19 protein-coding genes and 2 pseudogenes are annotated in these 22,551 nt (G+C 70.4%); 17 read left to right on the top strand and 4 right to left on the bottom strand.

The features are described 5' to 3' along the window. Nucleotides 1-185 precede the first annotated feature (185 nt). The 6 genes from dxr to E4N62_RS34835 all read left to right on the top strand — a co-directional run bounded on the left by dxr (nucleotide 186) and on the right by E4N62_RS34835 (nucleotide 7,591). Complete coding sequence (gene dxr, locus E4N62_RS34810) at nucleotides 186-1,469, top strand: 1-deoxy-D-xylulose-5-phosphate reductoisomerase (protein ID WP_230220874.1); 1,284 nt, start codon at nucleotides 186-188, stop codon at nucleotides 1,467-1,469. Continuing rightward, nucleotides 1,466-2,770: an RIP metalloprotease gene (locus E4N62_RS34815; RefSeq protein WP_230220876.1), complete on the top strand. Its 1,305-nt coding sequence runs from the start codon at nucleotides 1,466-1,468 to the stop codon at nucleotides 2,768-2,770. Before dxr ends, E4N62_RS34815 begins: the two co-directional genes overlap by 4 nt. 152 nt (nucleotides 2,771-2,922) lie before the next feature. After that, entirely contained in the window at nucleotides 2,923-4,080 is a 1,158-nt protein-coding gene (gene ispG, locus E4N62_RS34820) for a flavodoxin-dependent (E)-4-hydroxy-3-methylbut-2-enyl-diphosphate synthase (protein ID WP_215449257.1), read from the top strand. A 190-nt stretch (nucleotides 4,081-4,270) separates the two neighbouring features. Beyond that, nucleotides 4,271-5,125, top strand: a complete 855-nt coding sequence (locus E4N62_RS34825; protein ID WP_230220878.1) for a GNAT family N-acetyltransferase — start codon at nucleotides 4,271-4,273, stop codon at nucleotides 5,123-5,125. A gap of 130 nt (nucleotides 5,126-5,255) precedes the next feature. Beyond that, nucleotides 5,256-5,786: a GNAT family N-acetyltransferase gene (locus E4N62_RS34830; protein ID WP_230220880.1), complete on the top strand. Its 531-nt coding sequence runs from the start codon at nucleotides 5,256-5,258 to the stop codon at nucleotides 5,784-5,786. 101 nt (nucleotides 5,787-5,887) lie between these two features. Further along, entirely contained in the window at nucleotides 5,888-7,591 is a 1,704-nt protein-coding gene (locus E4N62_RS34835) for a proline--tRNA ligase (RefSeq protein ID WP_184899983.1), read from the top strand. A gap of 113 nt (nucleotides 7,592-7,704) precedes the next feature. Here E4N62_RS34835 and E4N62_RS34840 read toward each other — a convergent pair whose 3' ends face one another. From E4N62_RS34840 to E4N62_RS34850, 3 genes and pseudogenes are all read right to left on the bottom strand, one after another. Then, entirely contained in the window at nucleotides 7,705-8,637 is a 933-nt protein-coding gene (locus tag E4N62_RS34840) for an aminoglycoside phosphotransferase family protein (RefSeq protein ID WP_230220883.1), read from the bottom strand. Between the two features lie 28 nt (nucleotides 8,638-8,665). After that, on the bottom strand, nucleotides 8,666-9,121 hold the full coding sequence (locus tag E4N62_RS34845; RefSeq protein ID WP_230220885.1) for a ferritin-like domain-containing protein: 456 nt from the start codon (nucleotides 9,119-9,121) through the stop codon (nucleotides 8,666-8,668). Then, a pseudogene (locus E4N62_RS34850) lies at nucleotides 9,118-9,641 on the bottom strand (hypothetical protein). The gene E4N62_RS34845 and the pseudogene E4N62_RS34850 overlap by 4 nt, the downstream one beginning before the upstream one ends. A gap of 285 nt (nucleotides 9,642-9,926) precedes the next feature. On the opposite strand from E4N62_RS34850, the gene rimP reads away from it, so the two are divergent. From rimP to E4N62_RS34910, 9 genes and pseudogenes are all read left to right on the top strand, one after another. Next, nucleotides 9,927-10,445 (top strand): ribosome maturation factor RimP, encoded by a 519-nt coding sequence (gene rimP / locus E4N62_RS34855; RefSeq protein WP_184899989.1) that lies wholly within the window; start codon nucleotides 9,927-9,929, stop codon nucleotides 10,443-10,445. A gap of 2 nt (nucleotides 10,446-10,447) precedes the next feature. Beyond that, nucleotides 10,448-11,434, top strand: a complete 987-nt coding sequence (gene nusA, locus E4N62_RS34860) for a transcription termination factor NusA (RefSeq protein WP_033527005.1) — start codon at nucleotides 10,448-10,450, stop codon at nucleotides 11,432-11,434. Between the two features lie 134 nt (nucleotides 11,435-11,568). Next, nucleotides 11,569-11,865 (top strand): YlxR family protein, encoded by a 297-nt coding sequence (locus E4N62_RS34865; RefSeq protein ID WP_184899991.1) that lies wholly within the window; start codon nucleotides 11,569-11,571, stop codon nucleotides 11,863-11,865. 147 nt (nucleotides 11,866-12,012) lie between these two features. Further along, nucleotides 12,013-14,087 (top strand): annotated as a pseudogene (locus tag E4N62_RS48265) (translation initiation factor IF-2); the annotation flags it as partial. A 38-nt stretch (nucleotides 14,088-14,125) separates the two neighbouring features. Then, entirely contained in the window at nucleotides 14,126-14,923 is a 798-nt protein-coding gene (locus tag E4N62_RS34885; RefSeq protein ID WP_230220889.1) for a type III pantothenate kinase, read from the top strand. A gap of 252 nt (nucleotides 14,924-15,175) precedes the next feature. Next, nucleotides 15,176-16,105, top strand: coding sequence for a hypothetical protein (locus E4N62_RS34890; RefSeq protein WP_374117133.1), 930 nt, complete (start codon nucleotides 15,176-15,178; stop codon nucleotides 16,103-16,105). A 128-nt stretch (nucleotides 16,106-16,233) separates the two neighbouring features. Continuing rightward, entirely contained in the window at nucleotides 16,234-16,695 is a 462-nt protein-coding gene (locus tag E4N62_RS34900; protein ID WP_230220893.1) for a BlaI/MecI/CopY family transcriptional regulator, read from the top strand. A 9-nt stretch (nucleotides 16,696-16,704) separates the two neighbouring features. Continuing rightward, a complete protein-coding gene (locus E4N62_RS34905; protein ID WP_045562639.1) occupies nucleotides 16,705-17,238 on the top strand; it encodes an amino-acid N-acetyltransferase in 534 nt (177 codons plus the stop codon). A 280-nt stretch (nucleotides 17,239-17,518) separates the two neighbouring features. Then, nucleotides 17,519-17,854 (top strand): Lsr2 family protein, encoded by a 336-nt coding sequence (locus E4N62_RS34910; RefSeq protein WP_033524724.1) that lies wholly within the window; start codon nucleotides 17,519-17,521, stop codon nucleotides 17,852-17,854. Here the strand turns inward: E4N62_RS34910 and E4N62_RS34915 are convergent. Beyond that, nucleotides 17,833-18,486 carry an SCO3374 family protein gene (locus E4N62_RS34915; RefSeq protein ID WP_230220896.1) on the bottom strand — a complete coding sequence of 218 codons (654 nt, stop codon included), beginning with the start codon at nucleotides 18,484-18,486 and terminating at the stop codon, nucleotides 17,833-17,835. The genes E4N62_RS34910 and E4N62_RS34915 overlap by 22 nt on opposite strands. Before the next feature lie 430 nt (nucleotides 18,487-18,916). On the opposite strand from E4N62_RS34915, the gene E4N62_RS34920 reads away from it, so the two are divergent. Both E4N62_RS34920 and E4N62_RS34925 read left to right on the top strand, forming a co-directional pair. Beyond that, a complete protein-coding gene (locus E4N62_RS34920; RefSeq protein WP_184905063.1) occupies nucleotides 18,917-21,442 on the top strand; it encodes an ATP-dependent Clp protease ATP-binding subunit in 2,526 nt (841 codons plus the stop codon). A gap of 455 nt (nucleotides 21,443-21,897) precedes the next feature. After that, nucleotides 21,898-22,500 (top strand): M23 family metallopeptidase, encoded by a 603-nt coding sequence (locus tag E4N62_RS34925; protein ID WP_230220898.1) that lies wholly within the window; start codon nucleotides 21,898-21,900, stop codon nucleotides 22,498-22,500. The last annotated feature ends 51 nt before the right edge of the window (nucleotides 22,501-22,551 follow it).

Below are 22,551 nucleotides of genomic sequence, written 5' to 3' on the forward strand. Positions count from 1 at the left end.
CCCAGGGTCCTCGTTCGCGATCTGTTGATCCGACAATCCGATCAACAGGGGAAAAGTCATATCACCCCGCCTTCACGTGTACTTCACAAACGGAGAAACGGCCCCGTCAACCACAGACGGCACGAAGCGGGTCATCATGGGGACGCGCGGTCCAGCTGGACACCGGATGCGGCCACAATGGGGGGATGAGCGACAGTCCAGCCCCTCTCGCCGATCCGCATCTCGTCTACGACCCGGTCGACGGCGTACGGGACGTAGTGATCCTCGGATCGACCGGCTCGATCGGCACCCAGGCCATCGACCTCGTCCTGCGCAACCCGGACCGCTTCCGCGTCACCGGGCTCTCCGCCGCCGGAGGGAGGGTGGACCTGCTGGCCGAGCAGGCGCACCGCCTGCGCGTGCGGACCGTCGCCGTCGCCCGCGAGGACGCCGTACCTGCCCTGCGCGAGGCCCTGGCCACGGCGTACGGCGCGGGGGAGCCGCTGCCCGAGATCCTCGCCGGCCCGGACGCCGCCACCCACGTCGCCGCCTCCGACTGCCACACCGTGCTCAACGGCATCACCGGCTCCATCGGCCTCGCGCCGACCCTCGCCGCCCTGGAGGCGGGCCGCACCCTCGCGCTCGCCAACAAGGAGTCGCTCATCGTCGGCGGCCCGCTGGTGAAGGCCGTGGCGAAGCCGGGCCAGATCATCCCGGTCGACTCCGAGCACGCCGCGCTCTTCCAGGCCCTCGCCTCCGGCACCCGCGCCGACGTGCGCAAGCTGGTCGTCACCGCCTCCGGGGGCCCGTTCCGCGGCCGTACGAAGGCGGAGCTGGCCGGCGTGAGGCCCGCCGACGCCCTCGCGCACCCCACCTGGGCCATGGGCCCGGTCATCACGGTCAACTCCGCGACCCTGGTCAACAAGGGCCTGGAGGTCATCGAGGCCCACCTGCTCTACGACATTCCCTTCGACCGCATTGAGGTCGTCGTGCACCCCCAGTCGTATGTCCACTCGATGGTTGAGTTCACAGACGGATCGACGATGGCCCAGGCGACGCCCCCCGACATGCGGGGCCCCATCGCCATCGGCCTCGGCTGGCCGCAGCGCGTCCCCGACGCGGCGCCCGCCTTCGACTGGAGCAAGGCCTCCACCTGGGAGTTCTTCCCCCTCGACAACGACGCGTTCCCGTCGGTCGGGCTCGCCCGGCACGTGGGAGAGCTCGCGGGCACCGCCCCGGCGGTGTTCAATGCGGCGAACGAGGAGTGCGTCGACGCGTTCCTGCACGGGGGCCTCCGCTTCGACGCGATCATGGAGACCGTCACGCGGGTCGTGCGGGAGCACGGCACCCCCGCCGCGGGAACTTCCCTGACCGTGGCGGACGTCCTCGAAGCGGAGACCTGGGCACGCGCCAGGGCCCGCGAACTCACCACACCGACCACCTCGACAGGCAACCCCACCGAGCGGACGACCGCGGAGGCCCGTGCATGACGACCCTGATGTTCATCCTCGGCATAGTGGTCTTCGTGATCGGCCTGGCGTTCTCGATCGCGTGGCACGAGCTGGGCCACTTCTCGACCGCCAAGCTCTTCGGCGTGCGCGTGCCCCAGTTCATGGTGGGCTTCGGCCCCACCCTCTGGTCGAAGAAGAAGGGCGAGACCGAGTACGGCGTCAAGGCGATCCCGCTCGGCGGCTACATCCGCATGATCGGCATGATCCCGCCCGGCGAGGACGGCCGGATCGAGAGCCGCTCGACCTCCCCCTGGCGCGTGATGATCGAGGACGCCCGCGCGGCCTCCTTCGAGGAGCTCCAGCCCGGCGACGAGAAGCGGCTGTTCTATACGCGCAAGCCCTGGAAGCGCGTCATCGTCATGTTCGCCGGCCCCTTCATGAACCTGGTCCTGGCCGTCGTGATCTTCGTCGGCGTGATGATGACCTTCGGCGCCCAGACCCAGACCACCACCGTCAGCAAGGTCTCGGACTGCGTCATCGAGGCCAGCGAGAACCGCTCCAAGTGCCGCTCCGACGACGCCGAGGCCCCCGCCAAGGCCGCGGGCCTGAAGCCGGGTGACAAGATCGTCGCGTTCAACGGCGAGCCCGTCGACGACTGGGCCGCCCTGCAGTCCGACATCCGCTCCAACCCCGGCAAGCAGGTCACCGTCACCGTCGACCGCGACGGCAAGCAGCTCGACCTCACCGCCACCCTGGTCAAGAACCAGGTCAGCAAGACCGACGGCAACGGCGGCTACGTCGAGGACAAGTACGTCTCCGCCGGCTGGTTCGGCTTCACGCCCGCCTCCGGCATCGTCCCGCTCTCCTTCGGCGAATCGGTCGACCGCATGGGCGACATGATGGAGAACGGCGTCGAGGCCCTGCTCGCCCTGCCGTCCAAGGTCCCCGCCCTGTGGGACGCCACCTTCGGCGACGGCGAGCGCGAGGCCGACTCGCCCATGGGCGTGGTCGGCGCGGCCCGCGTCGGCGGCGAGATCTTCACCATGGACATCCCCCCCACCCAGCAGCTCGCCAGCTTCCTCATCCTGCTGGCCGGCTTCAACCTCTCCCTCTTCCTGTTCAACATGCTCCCGCTGCTCCCGCTCGACGGCGGCCACATCGCGGGCGCCCTGTGGGAGTCGCTGCGCCGGAACGCGGCGAAGCTGCTGCGCAGGCCCGACCCGGGCCCGTTCGACGTGGCGAAGCTGATGCCCGTCGCCTACGTCGTGGCCGGCATCTTCGTCTGCTTCACCCTCCTGGTCCTGATCGCGGACCTCGTGAACCCGGTGCGCATCTCCTAGCCACCCGCGGTTCACGACGGCCGGGCACACTCCGCGGTGGGCCCGGCCGGACGGTGATGTGCCCGGGTCCGTGCCGGTGCCGTAATCTCGAAGCCTGGAGCCCGCCCGTACCGGGACCCGATCCTGATCCACAACTTGGGGTTGCACAGCAGATGACTGCGATTTCTCTCGGCATGCCGTCCGTTCCGACCAAGCTCGCCGAGCGCCGGAAGAGCCGGCAGATCCAGGTCGGGTCCGTGGCGGTGGGCGGAGACGCACCGGTGTCGGTCCAGTCCATGACGACCACGCGTACGTCCGACATCGGCGCCACGCTCCAGCAGATCGCCGAGCTGACGGCCTCCGGCTGCCAGATCGTCCGGGTCGCCTGCCCCACGCAGGACGACGCCGACGCGCTGCCGGTGATCGCCAGGAAGTCGCAGATCCCGGTCATCGCCGACATCCACTTCCAGCCGAAGTACGTCTTCGCCGCGATCGAGGCCGGCTGCGCCGCCGTCCGCGTCAACCCGGGCAACATCAAGCAGTTCGACGACAAGGTCAAGGAGATCGCGGCGGCGGCCAAGGACCACGGCACCCCGATCCGCATCGGCGTCAACGCGGGCTCCCTCGACCGCCGCCTCCTCCAGAAGTACGGCAAGGCCACCCCCGAGGCGCTGGTCGAGTCCGCCCTGTGGGAGGCATCCCTCTTCGAGGAGCACGGCTTCCGCGACATCAAGATCTCGGTCAAGCACAACGACCCGGTCGTCATGGTCAACGCCTACCGCCAGCTCGCCGCCCAGTGCGACTACCCCCTCCACCTCGGCGTCACGGAGGCGGGCCCCGCCTTCCAGGGCACCATCAAGTCCGCGGTGGCCTTCGGCGCGCTCCTCTCCGAGGGCATCGGCGACACGATCCGCGTCTCTCTCTCGGCCCCGCCGGTCGAGGAGATCAAGGTCGGCAACCAGATCCTGGAGTCGCTGAACCTCAAGCCGCGCCGCCTGGAGATCGTCTCCTGCCCCTCCTGCGGCCGCGCCCAGGTCGACGTCTACAAGCTCGCCGAGGAAGTCACCGCCGGCCTCACCGGCATGGAGGTCCCCCTCCGCGTCGCCGTCATGGGCTGCGTCGTCAACGGCCCCGGCGAGGCCCGCGAGGCCGACCTCGGCGTCGCCTCCGGCAACGGCAAGGGCCAGATCTTCGTCAAGGGCGAGGTCATCAAGACCGTCCCCGAGTCCAAGATCGTCGAGACCCTCATCGAGGAAGCGATGAAGATCGCCGAACAGATGGAGGCGGACGGCGTGGCCTCCGGCGAACCGACGGTGGCGGTAGCGGGCTGAGGAGGACCATGGCGTCTTCTGAGGACAGGCCCGTCAGGGCCGTCTTCAGGGGCGCGGGGAACTGCGCGACAAGCCACGAAGCACCCGCACCCGCCAAAGCACAGTAGCCCCCGAGCTATGAGGCGCTCGGCACAGCCCGGCAGGGTATCGTGCGGAGACCAGCGCAGACCCCAGGGTGAGGCCCCCGTACGTGTTGACCCAGACCACCACCAGGGTCCTCGAACCGAGTGACCTGGACGCCGCACTCGCCGTCCTGGACCGAGACCCCGTCGCGAACGCCTTCGTGACCTCCCGCGTCCAGGTCGCCGGGCTGGACCCGTGGCGGCTGGGCGGCGAGATGTGGGGCTGGTACGAGGACGGCGCCCTGACCTCCCTCTGCTACGCCGGCGCCAACCTCGTCCCCATCTGCGCCACCCCCCGCGCCGTGCGCGCCTTCGCCGACCGCGCCCGCCGGGCCGGCCGCCGCTGCTCCTCGGTCGTCGGCCCCGCCGAGCCCACCGCCCAGCTCTGGCGCCTCCTCGAACCCAGCTGGGGCCCGGCCCGCGAGGTCCGCTCGCACCAGCCCCTCATGGTCACCGACCGGCTGCCCGACCCCGCCGAGGTCACCCCCGACCCGTACGTCCGCCGGATCCGCAAGGACGAGATGGACACGATCATGCCGGCGTGCGTCGCCATGTTCACCGAGGAGGTCGGCGTCTCCCCGCTGGCCGGCGACGGAGGCCTCCTCTACCAGGCCCGGGTCGCCGAACTGGTGGGCTCCGGCCGCTCCTTCGCGCGCCTCGGCGCCGACGGCCGCGTCGTCTTCAAGGCCGAGATCGGCGCCGCCACCCCCCATGCCTGCCAGATCCAGGGCGTCTGGGTCGCCCCCGAATACCGGGGCCAGGGCCTCGCGGCCCCCGGCATGGCAGCGGTCCTCCGCTACGCCCTGGCCGACGTGGCCCCGCTGGTCAGCCTCTACGTCAACGACTTCAACACGGCGGCGAGGCGCACGTACCAGCGAGTGGGTTTCCAAGAGGTGGGCGCTTTGATGAGCGTGCTGTTCTGAGACAGGTCGGCTGCAGCAGAGTCAGGGGCGCGGGACCGTATTTCCCATGCGGCTCCGCCGCGTGGGCGCGACCAGCCACATCCAACCCGCACCCCGCACACAACCCGAACCCCCCTGTAGCATCCGCAACATGGACCTCGTCATCGGCCCCTTGGACCTCCCCGCCCACGTAGACGAGGCCCTAGCCGTACAAGCCGTAGCCTTCGGCCTGGGCCCCGACGAGGTCGCGGTCCGCCGCCAGATCGTCCTCCGCCACATGACGTACCCGGGGGCCAGAGCCCTCGGCGCCACGGCCGGAGGCCGCCTCGTCGGCTTCGTCTACGGCATGCCCAACGACCGCACCCACTGGTGGTCCACCGTCGTAGAGCCCTACCTCCGCGCCCTCGGCCACGACCACTGGCTGGACGACTCCTTCGTCATCACCGAACTGCACGTCCACCCGCGCCACCAGAACCACGGCGTCGGCCGCGCCCTGATCACCACCATCACCGACAGCGCCGTCGAACCCCGTTCGATCCTCTCCGCGATCGACATCGACAGTCCCGCCCGCGGCCTCTACCACTCCCTCGGCTACACCGACCTCGCCCGCCGGGTCGTCTTCCCCAGCGCCCCCATGCCCTACGCCGTGATGGGCGCCCCCCTGCCCCTGCGTCGCAGGTAGCCGACCCGCCGACCTCCATCGCCACCACCGGATTTCCACGGGCACCCGCCCCCCGGCTAACCTCCTGCCATCAACCAAACCCCGGCAGGAGTACGACAACCATGGCGAACGCACCGGTCCAGCGCATGTCCCAGTTGATGGCGAAGACGCTGCGCGACGACCCCGCGGACGCCGAGGTGCTCAGCCACAAGCTTCTCGTCCGCGCCGGTTACGTCCGCCGCACCGCAGCCGGTGTGTGGACCTGGCTGCCGCTCGGCAAGAAGGTCCTCGCCAACGTGGAGCGCATCGTCCGCGAGGAGATGGACGCGATCGGCGCCCAGGAGGTGCTGCTCCCCGCCCTGCTGCCGAAGGAGCCGTACGAGGCGACCGGCCGCTGGGACGAGTACGGTCCGGAGCTGTTCCGCCTGAAGGACCGCAAGGGCGGCGACTACCTCCTCGGCCCCACCCACGAGGAGATCTTCACGCTGATCGTGAAGGACCAGGCGTCCTCCTACAAGGACCTGCCGGTGATCCTCTACCAGATCCAGACCAAGTTCCGTGACGAGGCCCGCCCCCGCGCCGGCATCCTGCGCGGCCGTGAGTTCCTGATGAAGGACTCGTACTCCTTCGACACCGAGGACGAGGGCCTGGCCCAGTCGTACGCCCTGCACCGCCAGGCGTACCAGAAGGTGTTCGAGCGCCTCGGCCTCGACTACCGCATCTGTGCCGCCACGGCCGGCGCGATGGGCGGCTCGAAGTCGGAGGAGTTCCTCGCCCCGGCGGGCGCCGGCGAGGACACCTTCGCGGACTGCCCGGCGTGCGACTTCGCGGCCAACACCGAGGCGATCACCTTCGAACTGAAGCCGGTGGACGCGGGCGACGTACCCGCCCTCGAAGAGATCCCGACCCCGGACACCCCGACCATCGAGACCCTCGCCGCGCACCTGGGCGTCGAGGCCTCCGCCACGCTGAAGAACCTCCTCGTCAAGGTCGACGGCGAGATCGTCGCCGTCGGCGTCCCCGGTGACCGCGAGGTCGACATGGGCAAGGTCGAGGCGCACTTCGCCCCGGCGGTCGTCGAGATGGTCACCGAGGCGGACTTCGCAGGCCGCCCCGACCTGGTCCGCGGCTATGTCGGCCCGCAGGGCCTCGGCGAGAAGGTCACGTACATCGCCGACCCGCGCGTCGCCCCGGGCACCGCCTGGATCACCGGCGCCAACAAGCCCGGCACGCACGCCAAGAACGTCGTCGCGGGCCGGGACTTCGAGGTCGCCGAGTACGTCGACGTCGTGGTGGTCCAGGAGGGCGACCCCTGCCCGAACTGCGGCACCGGCCTCAGGCTGGACCGCGCCATCGAGATCGGCCACATCTTCCAGCTCGGCCGCAAGTACGCCGACGCCCTCAAGCTCGACGTCCTCGGCCAGAACGGCAAGCCCGTCCGCGTCACCATGGGCTCCTACGGCATCGGCGTCTCCCGCGCGGTCGCCGCCCTCGCCGAACAGTCCGCCGACGACAAGGGCCTGTGCTGGCCGGCCGAGGTCGCCCCGGCCGACGTCCACGTCGTCGCCGCGGGCAAGGCCCTCCAGACCGAACTGGCCCTCGACGTCTCCGAGAAGCTGCGGGCCGCCGGCCTCCGCGTCCTGGTCGACGACCGTGCGGGTGTCTCCCCGGGCGTGAAGTTCACCGACTCCGAGCTGATCGGCGTACCGAAGATCCTGGTCGCCGGCCGCCGCTCCGCCGAAGGCGTCCTGGAGCTGAAGGACCGCCGCACCGGCGAGCGCGAGGAGCTGACGGTCGACGAGGCGATCGCCCGCCTGACGGTCTGAGCAACCTCGCTCCCCCGGACCGTTCCCCGACCGTGGGGCGTGACAGAACGCCACTACGGTCGGGGAAACCGGACGGCACCCCCAGGGGCGCCGGGCTGTGTCGACGGACCCGGTCAAAGCCACCCGGCGAACTCCAGCAACAGTTCGGCGTCCCGCGGTCGCCCCACCCGCCGGGCCCGCACCCCCGACTCCACGGCCCGGAACAACGTCCACCCCCGCAGCCGCTCCTGATCCACGTCCAGCGACTCGGCCAGTTTCCGCACCCGCCGCCGAGTGATCGCCGCCCCCGACGGCGAGGCGATCAGATCCTCCACGCGATCGCGCACCAACCGGGCCAGATCGAACGCGCACTCACCCACCACCGGATCCGGCCCCACAGCCAGCCACGGCAACCGCTCCCCGGCGAGCACCTTGCTCTGCCGGAACGTCCCGTGCAGCAACCGCTCCTCCGGCGCGGACTCCAGCAGCTCCGCACGGACCCCGAGAGCCGCGTCGACCAGCCCCCGCACCTCGGGGTCCTCCTCGGCGCCCGCCCGCACGGCCTCCGCCTGCCGGCCCGTCCGCTCGGACACGGTCTCGAAGACATGCGCCTCGGGCGGCTCGACCCACAGTCGGCGCAGGGTCGCCGCGGCCTCCAGCAGCGCCTTCGCCTCGGGCAGCGACCGCACCGACAGATCGGGGTGCAGCCGCTCCAGCAGCAGCACGCCATGACTGTCCCCGGGGTTCAGCAACTGAACGGCTCCCCGCCCGTCCCAGTGCGCGAGCGCGGCCCGCTCGCCCTCCGGCCGGGCCCGCTCGGGCGCCAGCTTGAGCACGGCGGGCGTGCCGTCGATGAGCCGCACCAGGAGCACCAGACTGCTCCGGCCACCTGGGGCCTGTACGCGTTCGACCGTCAACTCGCGGAGATCCACGGCCTGTTGGGCCAGCGCGGGGAGTCTTTCCAGCCACTCGCCGATCCCGTCCCCGCCGTCCGGCCGACGGGTCTCGGCGAGCGCTCGCACCAGCCGCCGCGGCGGTTCGAAGTCCTCGAAGGCCATGCGCGCCATGGGCGAGTCGTTCCCTTCCGGAGCGTGATCAGGTGTGCGGTGTCGCCGACGGGCCGGCGGCGGCCGTCCGCTCGGCGAGACCAGGGAAGGCTACGCTTGCGCCCCGCCACCGCACCGCACGCACCGCCGCCTCCCGCAGCGCCTCGGTGGCCGTGGCGCGACGGTCGCCCTCGGCCGCCCGCACGAGATCGGAGTAGACGCCCGCCACCCGCACCTCCAGCTCTGCGGCGAGCCGCACGGCGGACTCGGAATCGGCCACCTGGAACGGCAACGCGTACCCGGCGGCCGCCACGGCGGGCTTGCCGCCCAGGTCCCGTACGGCCCGGGTGAGCTCGTCCCGGCGGGCCCGGTGCGCGTCGTACGCCTCCCGTGCCTCGCGCCGGCGCGCCTCACCGATCTTCCCGCCGACGACGCCGTAGCCGTACACGGCGGCGTGCTCGGCCCCGAGCGCCGCCTGTACCGCCTTCAGCTCCCCGCTGCTCACTTCGCACCCTCCGTCAACATGTACGCGTGCCCGGCGCCCGCCGCCGCCACCGAGGCCATCAGCCGCGCCACCTCACCCGGCACCCGCAGCAACGCCTTGGCCCGCTTGTCGGCGAGCGCCCGCTCGGCGGCGGCCAGCTCGGTGAGTGCGGCCCGGGGGTCGTCGGGCACGGGGGCGGAGGAAGCCGAGGCGGACGAGGACGGCGTACCGGACGGGGACGGCGCATCCGAGGAGGACGGCGAGCCGGACGGGGAGGCGCTCGCCTCACCCGCGCCCGCCCCTTCGCGCCCCCGAACGCCTCGGCGTGCCGTACGACCTCCGCCCGCAGCGGGGTCAGCAGCGCGGCCAGGTCCGGATGGGCGGCGAGCACGAGGTCGTACCGCTCCACGAGCCCTTCGCTGTCCCGCGCCGCACGAGCGCGCGCCCGCTCCAGCTCCGAGCTGCCACTCCCGCCGTCGGACCCCTCACCCCCGGACGAGCACCCGGCGAGCAGCCCCACACCGGCGGCCCCGACCAGCAAACTCCTTCTGCGCGGCCCCGAGGGGGCACGCGACGACAGGCTGAACGACACGGCAGACGTCCTCGGGGGGTCGTACGAACAAAAGAGCGGTGTGATCACGTTACCCGGCCGCGCCCCGGAAGGGGCGCGGGGAACGGCGCGCCGAGCCACGGACAACCCGCACGCGCCGCACGGACTACGCCACCCGAGCTCGGAGGCGGACGGCAACACCCCAGTGGAGCGGCTACCCTTTGACCTGACACGCGCCCTACCCACAACAGCACACGCGGCCGAGGAGTCACCCGGATGAGCACCACCCAGAGCGAGAGGCTGCGAGAACTGCTGGAACCGCTCGTACGCTCCCAGGGCCTGGATCTCGAAGAGATCGCAGTGGACTCGGTCGGACGCAAGCGGGTGCTGCGGGTGGTCGTCGACTCGGACGAGGGCGCCGATCTGGACACCGTCGCCGACGTTAGCCGCGCCCTCTCGGCCAAGCTGGACGAGACGGACGCGATGGGCCAGGCGGAGTACACCCTGGAAGTCGGTACGCCGGGCGCCGAGCGCGCCCTCACCGAACACCGTCACTACCGCCGTGCCGTGGACCGTCTGGTGAAGTTCGCGCTCCGTGAGGACGGGGAACTGATCGCCAGAATCCTGACCGTGGACGACGACGGCCTCGACCTCGAAGTGCCCGGGGTGAAGGGCCGCAAGGCCACCACTCGCCGGCTCGCCTTCGCGGAGATCGACAGGGCCCGCGTCCAGGTCGAGTTCAACCGCAAGGACAAGAAGGACCAGAAGGACATGACGGAAGAGGAGGAGGCGTAGCCGTGGACATCGACATGAGTGCCCTCAGGGGCTTGGTGCGGGAGAAGGAGATCTCCTTCGACCTGCTCGTCGAGGCGATCGAGGCGGCCCTCCTCATCGCCTACCACCGCACCGAGGGAAGCCGCCGCCACGCGCGCGTGGAGCTCAACCGGGAGACCGGCCATGTGACCGTGTGGGCGAAGGAGGACCCCGAGGACCTGGAGGAGGGGCAGGAGGCACGCGCGTTCGACGACACACCGTCGGACTTCGGGCGCATCGCCGCCACCACCGCCAAACAGGTGATCCTGCAGCGGCTGCGGGACGCCGAGGACGACGCCACGCTCGGTGAGTACGCCGGGCGCGAGGGCGACATCGTCACCGGCGTGGTCCAGCAGGGCCGCGACCCGAAGAACGTGCTCGTCGACATCGGCAAGCTGGAGGCCATCCTGCCCGTGCAGGAGCAGGTCCCCGGCGAGACCTACCAGCACGGCATGCGGCTCCGGTCGTACGTCGTACGGGTGGCGAAGGGTGTGCGCGGCCCCTCCGTGACGCTCTCGCGCACCCACCCGAACCTGGTGAAGAAGCTCTTCGCCCTGGAGGTGCCGGAGATCGCCGACGGGTCCGTCGAGATCGCCGCCATCGCCCGGGAGGCGGGACACCGCACGAAGATCGCCGTCCGCTCGACCCGCAGCGGTCTGAACGCCAAGGGCGCCTGCATCGGCCCGATGGGCGGCCGGGTGCGCAATGTCATGGGCGAGCTGAACGGCGAGAAGATCGACATCGTCGACTGGTCGGACGACCCGGCGGAGATGGTGGCGAACGCGCTCTCACCGGCCCGGGTCTCCAAGGTCGACGTGGTGGACCTCGCGGCCCGCTCCGCGCGCGTGACGGTGCCCGACTACCAGCTGTCGCTGGCGATCGGCAAGGAGGGCCAGAACGCCCGCCTCGCCGCCCGTCTCACCGGCTGGCGGATCGACATCCGACCGGACACCGAACAGCCGTCCGAGTAGTCGTCGCAGTCGTCCGAGCGGTCGGGGAACAGATCCAAGCCGCAGGTCGCTTAGATCACGTCAGTTATACGTGCGGCAAGTGTTCGATTCTTGCCCCAAAGGGGTGAGGTCGCTGCGGGGAGGTAGACTTAGCAGTGTCTGGCCGGACGCGCGCCCGCGCATGCCCTGAACGCACCTGTGTGGGGTGCAGGCAGCGATCGACCAAGACCGAACTGCTGCGCGTCGTGGCGATCGAGGACGAATGCGTCCCCGATCCTCGCGGTACGCTGCCCGGCCGGGGTGCGTACGTACACCCCGTTCAGGTCTGTCTCGACCTGGGCGTACGCCGCCGGGCGTTCACACGGGCGCTGCGCGCCCCGGGAGCGCTCGACACAAAGGCGTTGCGCCGATACGTGGAGCAGACAACAGTTGCCGAGCAGGCAACACCGTAAGACGTGTCGCACGGAACCTCCGTGCGGCCCTGGTACCCCGCGAGTTGGAAGTAGGTCGAGATTGCGATGAGCACTCGATGAGCACGCGATGAGTACGCCCATGAAGTAGCGACGGTCCGGATGCACCCGGACCTAAAAAGGAGCGAAGTGGCTAAGGTCCGGGTATACGAACTCGCCAAGGAGTTCGGGGTTGAGAGCAAGGTCGTCATGGCCAAGCTCCAAGAGCTCGGTGAATTCGTCCGTTCGGCGTCCTCGACGATCGAGGCGCCCGTTGTACGCAAACTGACCGACGCCCTCCAGCAGGGCAGCGGCGGCGGCAAGCCCGCCCCGCGCAAGGCCGCCCCGGCACGTCCGGCGGCCCCTTCTCCCGCGCAGGCCGCACGTCCGGCCGCGCCCCGTCCCGGTCCGGCCGCGCCGAAGCCGCCCGCCGCCGAGCGGCCCGCCGCTCCGGCCCCGGGTCCGCGCCCGACGCCCGGCCCTGCCGCCGACGCCGAAGCCCGCTCTGGCCTCCCCGGCCCCGAGCGTGCCCGAGTTCCAGGCACCCCCGTCGGCTCCGGCCGCCCCTCGTCGACCCCGCGTCCGGGCGCCCGTCCGGGCCCGGGTGCGCCGCGTCCCGGTGGCCAGCAGCGCCCGAGCGGTCCCGGCCAGGAGCGTGGCGGCCAGGCCCCGCGCCCCGGTGGTGGCCGTCCCGGCGCCGGTGCGCCCAAGCCGGGCGGTGCCCGTCCCGCGGGTCCGCGTCCCGGTAACAACCCCTTCACCTCCGGTGGCTCCACCGGCATGGGTCGCCCGCAGGGCCCCGTCCCGGCGGTGCGCCTCGACCTGGTGGACACGGCGGCCAGGGCGGCCCCGGCGGTGCCCAGGGCGGTCCGCGTCCCGCGGCTCCCGGCCAGGCGCCCCGTCCGCAGGGTGCCGGCGGTCCCCGTCCGCAGGCTCCGGGCGGCGCCCGTCCGACCCGGCGGCATGCCTCGTCCGCAGGGCGGCGGTCCCCGTCCCGGCGGCGGCCCCGGCGGCCCCGTCCGAACCCGGCATGATGCCGCAGCGTCCGGCTGCTTCGGCCCGCGTCCCGGCGGCGGTGGCCCCGGTGGCCGCGGTCCCGGTGGCGGTGGTCGTCCCGGTGGCGGTGGCGGCGGTCGTCCCGGTGGCGGCGGCGGTTTCGCCGGTCGTCCCGGTGGCGGCGGTGGCGGTTTCGCCGGTCGTCCGGGTGCTCCCGGTGGTGGCGGCGGTTTCGCCGGTCGTCCCGGTGGTCCGGGTGTAAGCGGCGGTGGCCGTCCCGGCTTCGGTGGTCGTCCAGGTGGTCCGGGTGCCCGTGGTGGCACGCAGGGCGCCTTCGGTCGTCCCGGTGGTCCCGCGCGTCGCGGTCGCAAGTCGAAGCGGCAGAGGCGCCAGGAGTACGAGGCCATGCAGGCCCCGTCGGTCGGCGGCGTGATGCTGCCTCGCGGCAACGGACAGTCCGTCCGCCTGTCGCGCGGTGCGTCCCTCACCGACTTCGCGGAGAAGATCAACGCCAACCCGGCGTCGCTCGTCGCCGTGATGATGAACCTCGGCGAGATGGTCACCGCCACGCAGTCCGTCTCCGACGAGACCCTCCAGCTGCTCGCCGGCGAGATGAACTACGTCGTCGAGATCGTCAGCCCGGAGGAGGAGGACCGCGAGCTGCTCGAGTCCTTCGACATCGAGTTCGGCGAGGACGAGGGTGGCGAGGAGTTCCTCGTCGCGCGTCCGCCGGTCGTGACCGTCATGGGTCACGTCGACCACGGTAAGACCCGACTGCTGGACACCATCCGCAAGACGAACGTCGTCGCGGGCGAGGCCGGCGGTATCACGCAGCACATCGGCGCGTACCAGGTCGCCACCCAGGTCAACGACGAAGAGCGCAGGATCACCTTCATCGACACCCCGGGTCACGAGGCGTTCACCGCCATGCGTGCCCGTGGTGCGAAGTCGACCGACATCGCGATCCTGGTCGTCGCGGCCAACGACGGCGTCATGCCGCAGACGGTCGAGGCGCTCAACCACGCCAAGGCGGCCGACGTCCCGATCGTCGTCGCGGTCAACAAGATCGACGTCGAGGGCGCGGACCCGACCAAGGTGCGCGGTCAGCTGACCGAGTACGGTCTGGTGGCCGAGGAGTACGGCGGCGACACCATGTTCGTCGACATCTCCGCCAAGCAGGGTCTCAACATCGACAGCCGCTGGAGGCCGTGGTTCTCACCGCGGACGCCCGCCCGACCTGCCGCGGCCGAGTAGGACGGGGCCGGTCATGCTGCTGACGATCGACGTGGGCAACACCCACACCGTCCTCGGACTGTTCGACGGCGAGGACATCGTCGAACACCGGCGCACATCTCCACGGACTCGCGCCGCACCGCCGACGAACTGGCCGTCCTCCTCCAGGGCCTCATGGGCATACCCGCTGCTCGGCGAGGAGCTCGGCGACGGCATCGACGGCATCGCGATCTGCGCCACCGTCCCGTCGGTGCTGCACGAGCTGCGCGAGGTGACCCGCCGCTACTACGGCGACGTCCCCGCCGTCCTCGTCGAGCCCGGCGTGAAGACGGGCGTTCCGATCCTCACGGACAACCCGAAGGAGGTCGGCGCCGACCGCATCATCAACGCCGTCGCCGCCGTCGAGCTGTACGGCGGGCCGGCCGTCGTCGTGGACTTCGGTACGGCGACGACGTTCGACGCGGTCAGCGCGCGCGGCGAGTACGTCGGCGGTGTCATCGCACCCGGTATCGAGATCTCCGTCGAGGCGCTCGGCGTCAAGGGCGCACAGCTCCGCAAGATCGAGGTCGCCCGGCCCCGCAGCGTCATCGGCAAGAACACGGTCGAGGCGATGCAGTCCGGGATCGTGTACGGGTTCGCCGGGCAGGTCGACGGCGTCGTCAGCCGCATGGTCCGCGAACTCGCCGACGACCCCGCGGACGTGACGGTCATCGCGACGGGCGGGCTGGCACCGATGGTGCTGGGCGAGTCCTCGGTGATCGACGAACACGAGCCGTGGCTGACGCTGATCGGGCTCCGGCTGGTGTACGAGCGGAACGTGTCGCGACTGTGAGCGCCTGAGGGGTGTTCGTCGGGTGCGGGTGGGTGGGGCTGGTCGCGCAGTTCCCGCGCCCTGAAAGAGGCCTACGGCCCTTCGGGGTGAAAGCACGGGCGCAGCCCCTGCTCTTCAGGGCGCGGGAACTGCGCGAGAAACCCCCACCCACCCGCACCCGAAACGCACCCCTCGCGCCCCCACCCGGGTGGAACCGTCGGCGCCACGCCCTCATCACATCCGTTTTGTCTGATTAGCGCGTATCGTCGCCGCATGCCCACGCCCCACGGAACCCGCGGCGGCATGGCGTTCGGCGCTGAGGAGCTGCGTGTGCTCCGCCGTGCCCTCGCCCTCGCCCTCAACCCCAGTCCCGTCTCGGCGGAGGAGGTGCAGGACTGCCTCCGGCTCGCCGAGTCCGTCGACGAGGCGGCCCGCGAGGACGCCCGTCTGAGGGCCTTCCTGCTGGCCGACCTCGCCCGGTACCGCGCCGCGCTCCCCGGCACCGTCACGGGCTACGCGGCACTCCTGACGCAGGCCCTGGACACCGGGTACCGCCCCCACCCGGACGACCTCGCCGCGCTGCGCGCCCTGCGCGGCAACCCCGCCGCCGCATCGCTCCTGGAGCGCTGCCGCCCGCTCGCCGCCCAGGACGTGCGCGCCCGTTTCGAGGGGCGCGCGGCCGTCTCGGCCGTCGTCGTCCCCGCCTCGCGCTCCGCCTCCGGCCGCTCACGGCTCCGGCTCACCGCACTCTCGGGCGGTCTGGCGGCGCGGGACAGCCACACGCGCGCCGCCGGAGAGCCCGCCCGGCCGAAGCCCGCCCGGCCGTCCTGCCCGCGGAGCCGGCCGAGCCCGCCGACAAGCCCGGCCCGGTGCCCCGCCCCGACGCCCCGCGCCCGGCCCGCCGGCCCGTCCCCACCCCCGGCGAGGTCTTCCCGCCCAAGCGGAAGCCGCCCGCCCCGCCCGCGAACCCGCCCCAGCAGTTGGCCGCCGTCTAGCCCTGGCTACCCTGGACACATGGACTACGTCTCCGCGCTGCTGCCCCCCTTCGTGATGGCCGTGCTGTTCATCAGCGTCATCAGGGTGATCGTGAAGACCCAGGGCGGTCCCAACAAGGCCAAGGAGGACGCGGTGGTCGACGCGGCCCTCGCCCGCGCAGAGAACACCCGCCAGGCCGGCGGCGACTCCCGGACCACCGGCGCCTGACGCGTATCGCCCCGCCCCATCGGCGTACGACTCGTGTGTTTTTCGAGTCGTACGCCCTTTTTGTTCCCCCGCTCCGGATAGTGTGCGGAACTGTGCCTCGCCCATTGGGAGAACTCGAAGACGCCGTCATGACGCGGGTGTGGAAGTGGAACCGCCCGGTGACAGTTCGGGAAGTCCTGGAAGACCTTCAGCAGGAACGGTCCATCGCGTACACCACCGTGATGACCGTTCTGGACAATCTCCATCAGAAGGGCTGGGTGCGCCGGGAGGCGGAGGGCCGGGCCTATCGATATGAGGCCGTCTCCACGCGCGCCGCCTACGCGGCCGCACTCATGAACGAAGCCTGGTCGCAGAGCGACAACCCCGCCGCCGCCCTCGTCGCCTTCTTCGGGATGATGAGCGAGGAACAGCGACAGGCGCTCACCGACGCCGTACGCATCGTGCAGGGCCCGGGCCCCGGCAAACCCGAAGCCGCCGCGCCCGCCGCCCCCGTCCTCGAAACCCCTGTTGAAACCGCCGGCGAATCCGTCGAATCGTCCGGCGAAACACAGGGCACCCCCGGCGAATCACCGGATCTCCCCGGGCGATAGCGTCCGCTCATGCCAGCAACGAGTCCCGAAGCCACCGCAAAAGCCATCACCGTCAGGCGGGCTCGGACCAGCGATGTCCCGCACGTGCGCGACCTGCTCGACTCCTACGTCCAGCGCCGCATCCTGCTCGACAAAGCGACGGTCACGCTTTACGAGGACATCCAGGAGTTCTGGGTCGCGGAACGGGACGACAACGCCCAGGTCGTCGGCTGCGGCGCGCTGCACGTCATGTGGGAAGACCTCGCGGAAGTCCGCACTCTCGCGGTGAACCCGGACGCCAAGGGGCTCGGCGTCGGTCACCAGTTGCTCGAGAAGTTGCTGCACACCGCTCGCTGGCTGGGTGTTCGACGCGTTTTCTGTCTGACCTTCGAAGTCGAGTTCTTCGCCAAGCACGGCTTCGTGGAGATCGGTGAGACTCCCGTCGACACCGATGTCTACGCGGAGCTGCTGCGTTCCTATGACGAGGGCGTCGCGGAGTTCCTCGGTCTCGAACGAGTGAAACCGAACACCTTGGGCAACAGCCGGATGCTTCTGCATCTGTGATCGTCGGCGGAGACCAATTCCGGTGAGGAACGTTCCACCGAGGGTCGCCTTGCCCACGGGGCCTATGTCCGAAACGCGCATGTTTCCGGTCTTCCCCGGGCTCCTCGTCCTCTCCGGACTCTCTCCCCGGCCTCTCCTCGGTCTCTCCCAGGGGTTTGTGTTTTTCCTGGAAAAGCGGTTTGCTTTCCGACGTACTGCAGTACTGCATATAACAGGGGACGCGAAACAGCGGCGCTCGCCGCAGCCCTCGGCCCTGAAGTTTTCGATGAAAGGAAATCCGGTGGCACAGAAGGTTCAGGTCCTTCTTGTCGACGACCTCGACGGCGGCGAGGCGGACGAGACCGTGACGTTCGCGCTGGACGGCAAGACGTACGAGATCGACCTCACGACCGCCAACGCGGACAAGCTTCGCGGCCTTCTCGACCCCTACGTCAAGGGTGGCCGGCGTACCGGTGGCCGCGCTGCGGGTGGGCGTGGCAAGGCCCGTGCCGCTTCCGGCGGCAGCCAGGACACCGCGGCCATCCGTGCCTGGGCGAAGGAGAACGGTTACGAGGTCAACGACCGCGGTCGGGTCCCCGCCTCCATCCGCGAGGCCTACGAGAAGGCCAACGGCTGAGATTCCGACGGCCCGGTGCTCGCGCGCCGCAGCCGGACGCGGTGGCAGTGCGTCGCCACCGTGTCCACCACTCGCACGAGGTCGGGGGCGCCCCCACCGCCCCCCAACGCCGACATGCTCGGCAGCGAGGGTTCGACCTCGCACCCCGGCTCGGGGGCCGCACCCACTCGGCGGCCCCTGTGAACCGGCCTCCCCGCCCACGCCCCCACGCCCACCGGTTCCGCCCGGGGCTCCGGCGCCACCATGTGACCGCCCGTTCCGACGGCAGTGAGGTCCAGGTCGAGGCCGCCCCAGTCCAGCCACCGCAACAATCCCGGCACCTCCTCCGCGCTCCCCGCCGCGACCAGCAGCAGCATCCGCCCGCCGCGCAGCGCCACCGGGGAACCCGGGCCGCGCACCGGCCCCAGATGTCGAAGCGCCGCGACCCCCGCTTCCATCGGTACGTCGAGTACATCGAAGCGCAGGCCCGTAATGAGGTGTACGGGCGTCCCGGGCACGGTCGCCCAGCCGAGATCGTTCTCGTACCACCACCGCACCGCGTCGCACGGGTCCGCACCGGGGACATCGCGCGGGGCGACGGCCGAGGAGGCGCTCGGGTCGAGCGGTCGGCGGGGAAGGGGGACGATGGCCATGTCAGGAGCAACAGGGCGAAGGGGCCCAGAGTTACGCTGGGTGTCGGCGCGGTTGCGAGGAGTGCCGGGAAAGGGGGCGTTCCACAGTGTGCGGTGGCGCAAGGATGTTCGCCCTTAGCGGAGGGAACCGGTGCATCCGGCATGGAGTGTCAGTCCCTACGGGTAAGACATCCCTAGTGGGAGGGGGCGACACGCAGGAAAGGCCGTCTCACGTTCGCCATCGGCGTACTGATGGTGGGGGTAACTGCCTGGCCTGCGGGAACATCGTCTCGCACCATCGGGTTGGAGCAGATGTCGGCGTTCGGGGTCAGGAGGCCAAGGACGGTGTCGGCAGTTGGAATGAGCGGTCCCCGCTTGCGGGACTAAGCTGCGGAAGGACAGCGAGGGGAGCGTCCCCTCACTGCCTGACCGCTCTGAGGAGCGATTAACGATGTTCGAGAGGTTCACCGACCGCGCGCGGCGGGTTGTCGTCCTGGCTCAGGAAGAAGCCCGGATGCTCAACCACAACTACATCGGCACCGAGCACATCCTCCTGGGCCTGATCCACGAGGGTGAGGGTGTCGCCGCTAAGGCCCTGGAGAGCCTCGGGATTTCGCTCGAGGCGGTCCGCCAGCAGGTGGAGGAGATCATCGGGCAGGGGCAGCAGGCTCCGTCCGGCCACATCCCCTTCACCCCCCGTGCCAAGAAGGTCCTGGAGCTGTCGCTCCGCGAGGCCCTTCAGCTGGGCCACAACTACATCGGCACGGAGCACATCCTGCTCGGCCTGATCCGTGAGGGCGAGGGCGTCGCCGCCCAGGTCCTGGTCAAGCTGGGCGCAGATCTCAACCGGGTGCGGCAGCAGGTCATCCAGCTGCTCTCCGGTTACCAGGGCAAGGAGACCGCCACCGCCGGCGGCCCCGCCGAGGGCACCCCCTCGACGTCCCTGGTCCTCGACCAGTTCGGCCGGAACCTCACCCAGGCCGCTCGTGAGTCCAAGCTCGACCCGGTCATCGGGCGCGAGAAGGAGATCGAGCGGGTCATGCAGGTGCTGTCCCGCCGTACCAAGAACAACCCGGTCCTGATCGGTGAGCCCGGCGTCGGCAAGACCGCCGTCGTCGAGGGCCTCGCCCAGGCCATCGTCAAGGGCGAGGTGCCCGAGACCCTCAAGGACAAGCACCTCTACACCCTCGACCTCGGCGCGCTGGTCGCCGGCTCCCGCTACCGCGGTGACTTCGAGGAGCGCCTGAAGAAGGTGCTCAAGGAGATCCGCACCCGCGGCGACATCATCCTGTTCATCGACGAGCTGCACACGCTGGTCGGTGCGGGTGCCGCCGAGGGCGCCATCGACGCCGCTTCGATCCTGAAGCCGATGCTGGCCCGCGGTGAGCTGCAGACCATCGGTGCCACCACCCTGGACGAGTACCGCAAGCACCTGGAGAAGGACGCGGCCCTGGAGCGCCGCTTCCAGCCCATCCAGGTCGCCGAGCCCTCGCTCCCGCACACCATCGAGATCCTCAAGGGTCTGCGCGACCGGTACGAGGCCCACCACCGCGTCTCGATCACGGACGAGGCCCTGGTGCAGGCGGCGACGCTCGCCGACCGGTACATCTCGGACCGCTTCCTGCCGGACAAGGCGATCGACCTGATCGACGAGGCCGGTTCCCGGATGCGCATCCGCCGGATGACCGCGCCGCCGGACCTCCGCGAGTTCGACGAGAAGATCGCCGGTGTCCGCCGGGACAAGGAGTCCGCGATCGACTCGCAGGACTTCGAGAAGGCCGCCTCCCTCCGCGACAAGGAGAAGCAGCTCCTGGCCGCCAAGGCCAAGCGGGAGAAGGAGTGGAAGGCCGGCGACATGGACGTCGTCGCCGAGGTGGACGGCGAGCTGATCGCCGAGGTCCTCGCGACCGCCACCGGCATCCCGGTCTTCAAGCTGACCGAGGAGGAGTCCTCGCGTCTGCTGCGCATGGAGGACGAGCTCCACAAGCGGGTCATCGGCCAGGTCGACGCCGTCAAGGCGCTGTCGAAGGCGATCCGCCGTACGCGTGCCGGTCTGAAGGACCCCAAGCGTCCCGGTGGTTCGTTCATCTTCGCCGGCCCGTCCGGTGTCGGTAAGACCGAGCTGTCCAAGGCGCTGGCCGAGTTCCTCTTCGGCGACGAGGACGCGCTGATCTCCCTCGACATGTCGGAGTTCAGCGAGAAGCACACGGTCTCGCGTCTCTTCGGCTCCCCGCCCGGATACGTGGGCTACGAGGAGGGCGGCCAGCTGACCGAGAAGGTCCGCCGCAAGCCGTTCTCCGTCGTCCTCTTCGACGAGGTCGAGAAGGCCCACCCGGACATCTTCAACTCGCTGCTGCAGATCCTGGAGGACGGTCGTCTGACCGACTCCCAGGGCCGGGTCGTGGACTTCAAGAACACGGTCATCATCATGACGACCAACCTCGGCACCCGGGACATCTCCAAGGGCTTCAACCTGGGCTTCGCGGCCTCGGGCGACAAGAAGACCAACTACGAGCGTATGAAGAACAAGGTCTCGGACGAGCTCAAGCAGCACTTCCGGCCCGAGTTCCTCAACCGTGTCGACGACGTGGTCGTCTTCCCGCAGCTGAGCCAGGAGGACATCCTCAAGATCGTCGACCTGATGGTCGGCAAGGTCGACGAGCGCCTCAAGGACCGGGACATGGGCATCGAGCTCTCCCAGTCCGCCAAGGAGCTGCTGTCCAAGAAGGGATACGACCCCGTGCTGGGCGCCCGGCCGCTGCGCCGGACCATTCAGCGCGAGATCGAGGACACCCTCTCCGAGAAGATCCTCTTCGGCGAGCTGCGCCCCGGCCACATCGTGGTCGTGGACACCGAGGGCGAGGGCGAGACGCAGACCTTCACCTTCCGGGGTGAGGAGAAGTCGGCGCTGCCGGACGTCCCGCCGATCGAGCAGGCGGCCGGCGGTGCGGGGCCGAACCTGAGCAAGGACGCGTAACCGCTGCGCTCGGCCTGAGCGAGCAGAAGGGGCTGCCCCGGGACTTCGGTCCCGGGGCAGCCCCTTTTTCGTGTCGGAAATGAGTGATGCGGGCCTCGTAGTCGGCGTCACATTCCCGAGTTCTTTCCGGCCGGTACCGGTGACGTGCCGCACAGGTTATTTGTCCGGTACTAGGTGGAATAGTGGCGGATGCCTGACGGGCAAAACGGACATTAGGGTCTCGAGGTGAGGGATTCAGGTCGTGCTGTGCAGGTGAGGGGTGGTTTGGGGGTGGGTGTCAATGAGAGGAGGTATTTCTGTAGAGCTACGACGTTCAGTCGTAGATCACACGTTTGGGGGGTTTCGGGGGGTCGGGGTACCAATGTGTCGTCCCGTTCGGCGGCGCAGATGCGTGCCGGGTGGGATTCGTGTCCGTCGAGGCACGTTCCCTGTCTCCGTCTCCCGTGAGGTACTCCATGTCGCAGCGTGTTCGCACTCCCCGTTCCCGTATGTCCCAGCTCCGTGTCCGTGCCGCCGTGGCGGCCGTGGGTGTGAGTGTCTCGGGCGTGCTGGGGGCCGGGGTCGCGGCCGCCGCCGGTGGTGCTCAGGCCGCGAGCGCCGGCACCGCCACCGTCCAGACCGCCGCCGCCAAGAAGGCCGCCTCCTGGGTCAGCCCCGTCAAGGGCTACAAGCTGAGCGCGCGGTTCGCCCAGGCCGGCAACATGTGGTCCGCGAAGCACAGCGGCCAGGACTTCGCCGTCAAGAGCGGTACGGCCGTCGCCGCCGCGCACGGCGGCACCGTCGTGAAGGCCGGCGGCAACGGCGCCGGTGACGGCCCGGCGTACGGCAACGCCGTGGTCATCAAGCACGGCAACGGCACGTTCTCGCAATACGCCCACCTGTCCAAGGTGAACGTGAAGGTCGGCCAGGTCGTCAAGACCGGGCAGCGCATAGCCCTCTCCGGCAACACCGGTAACTCCAGCGGGCCGCACCTGCACTTCGAGATCCGTACGACCGCGAACTACGGCTCGGCCATCGACCCGGTCGCCTTCCTGCGGACCAAGGGCGTCAGCGTCTGATCCGCCCGGGCCTGAGGGTCCGGGCCGGTCAGGACGAGCCGGTCAGCACGG

This window comes from Streptomyces sp. MNU76, from assembly GCF_020982545.1.
GTDB lineage: Bacteria > Actinomycetota > Actinomycetes > Streptomycetales > Streptomycetaceae > Streptomyces.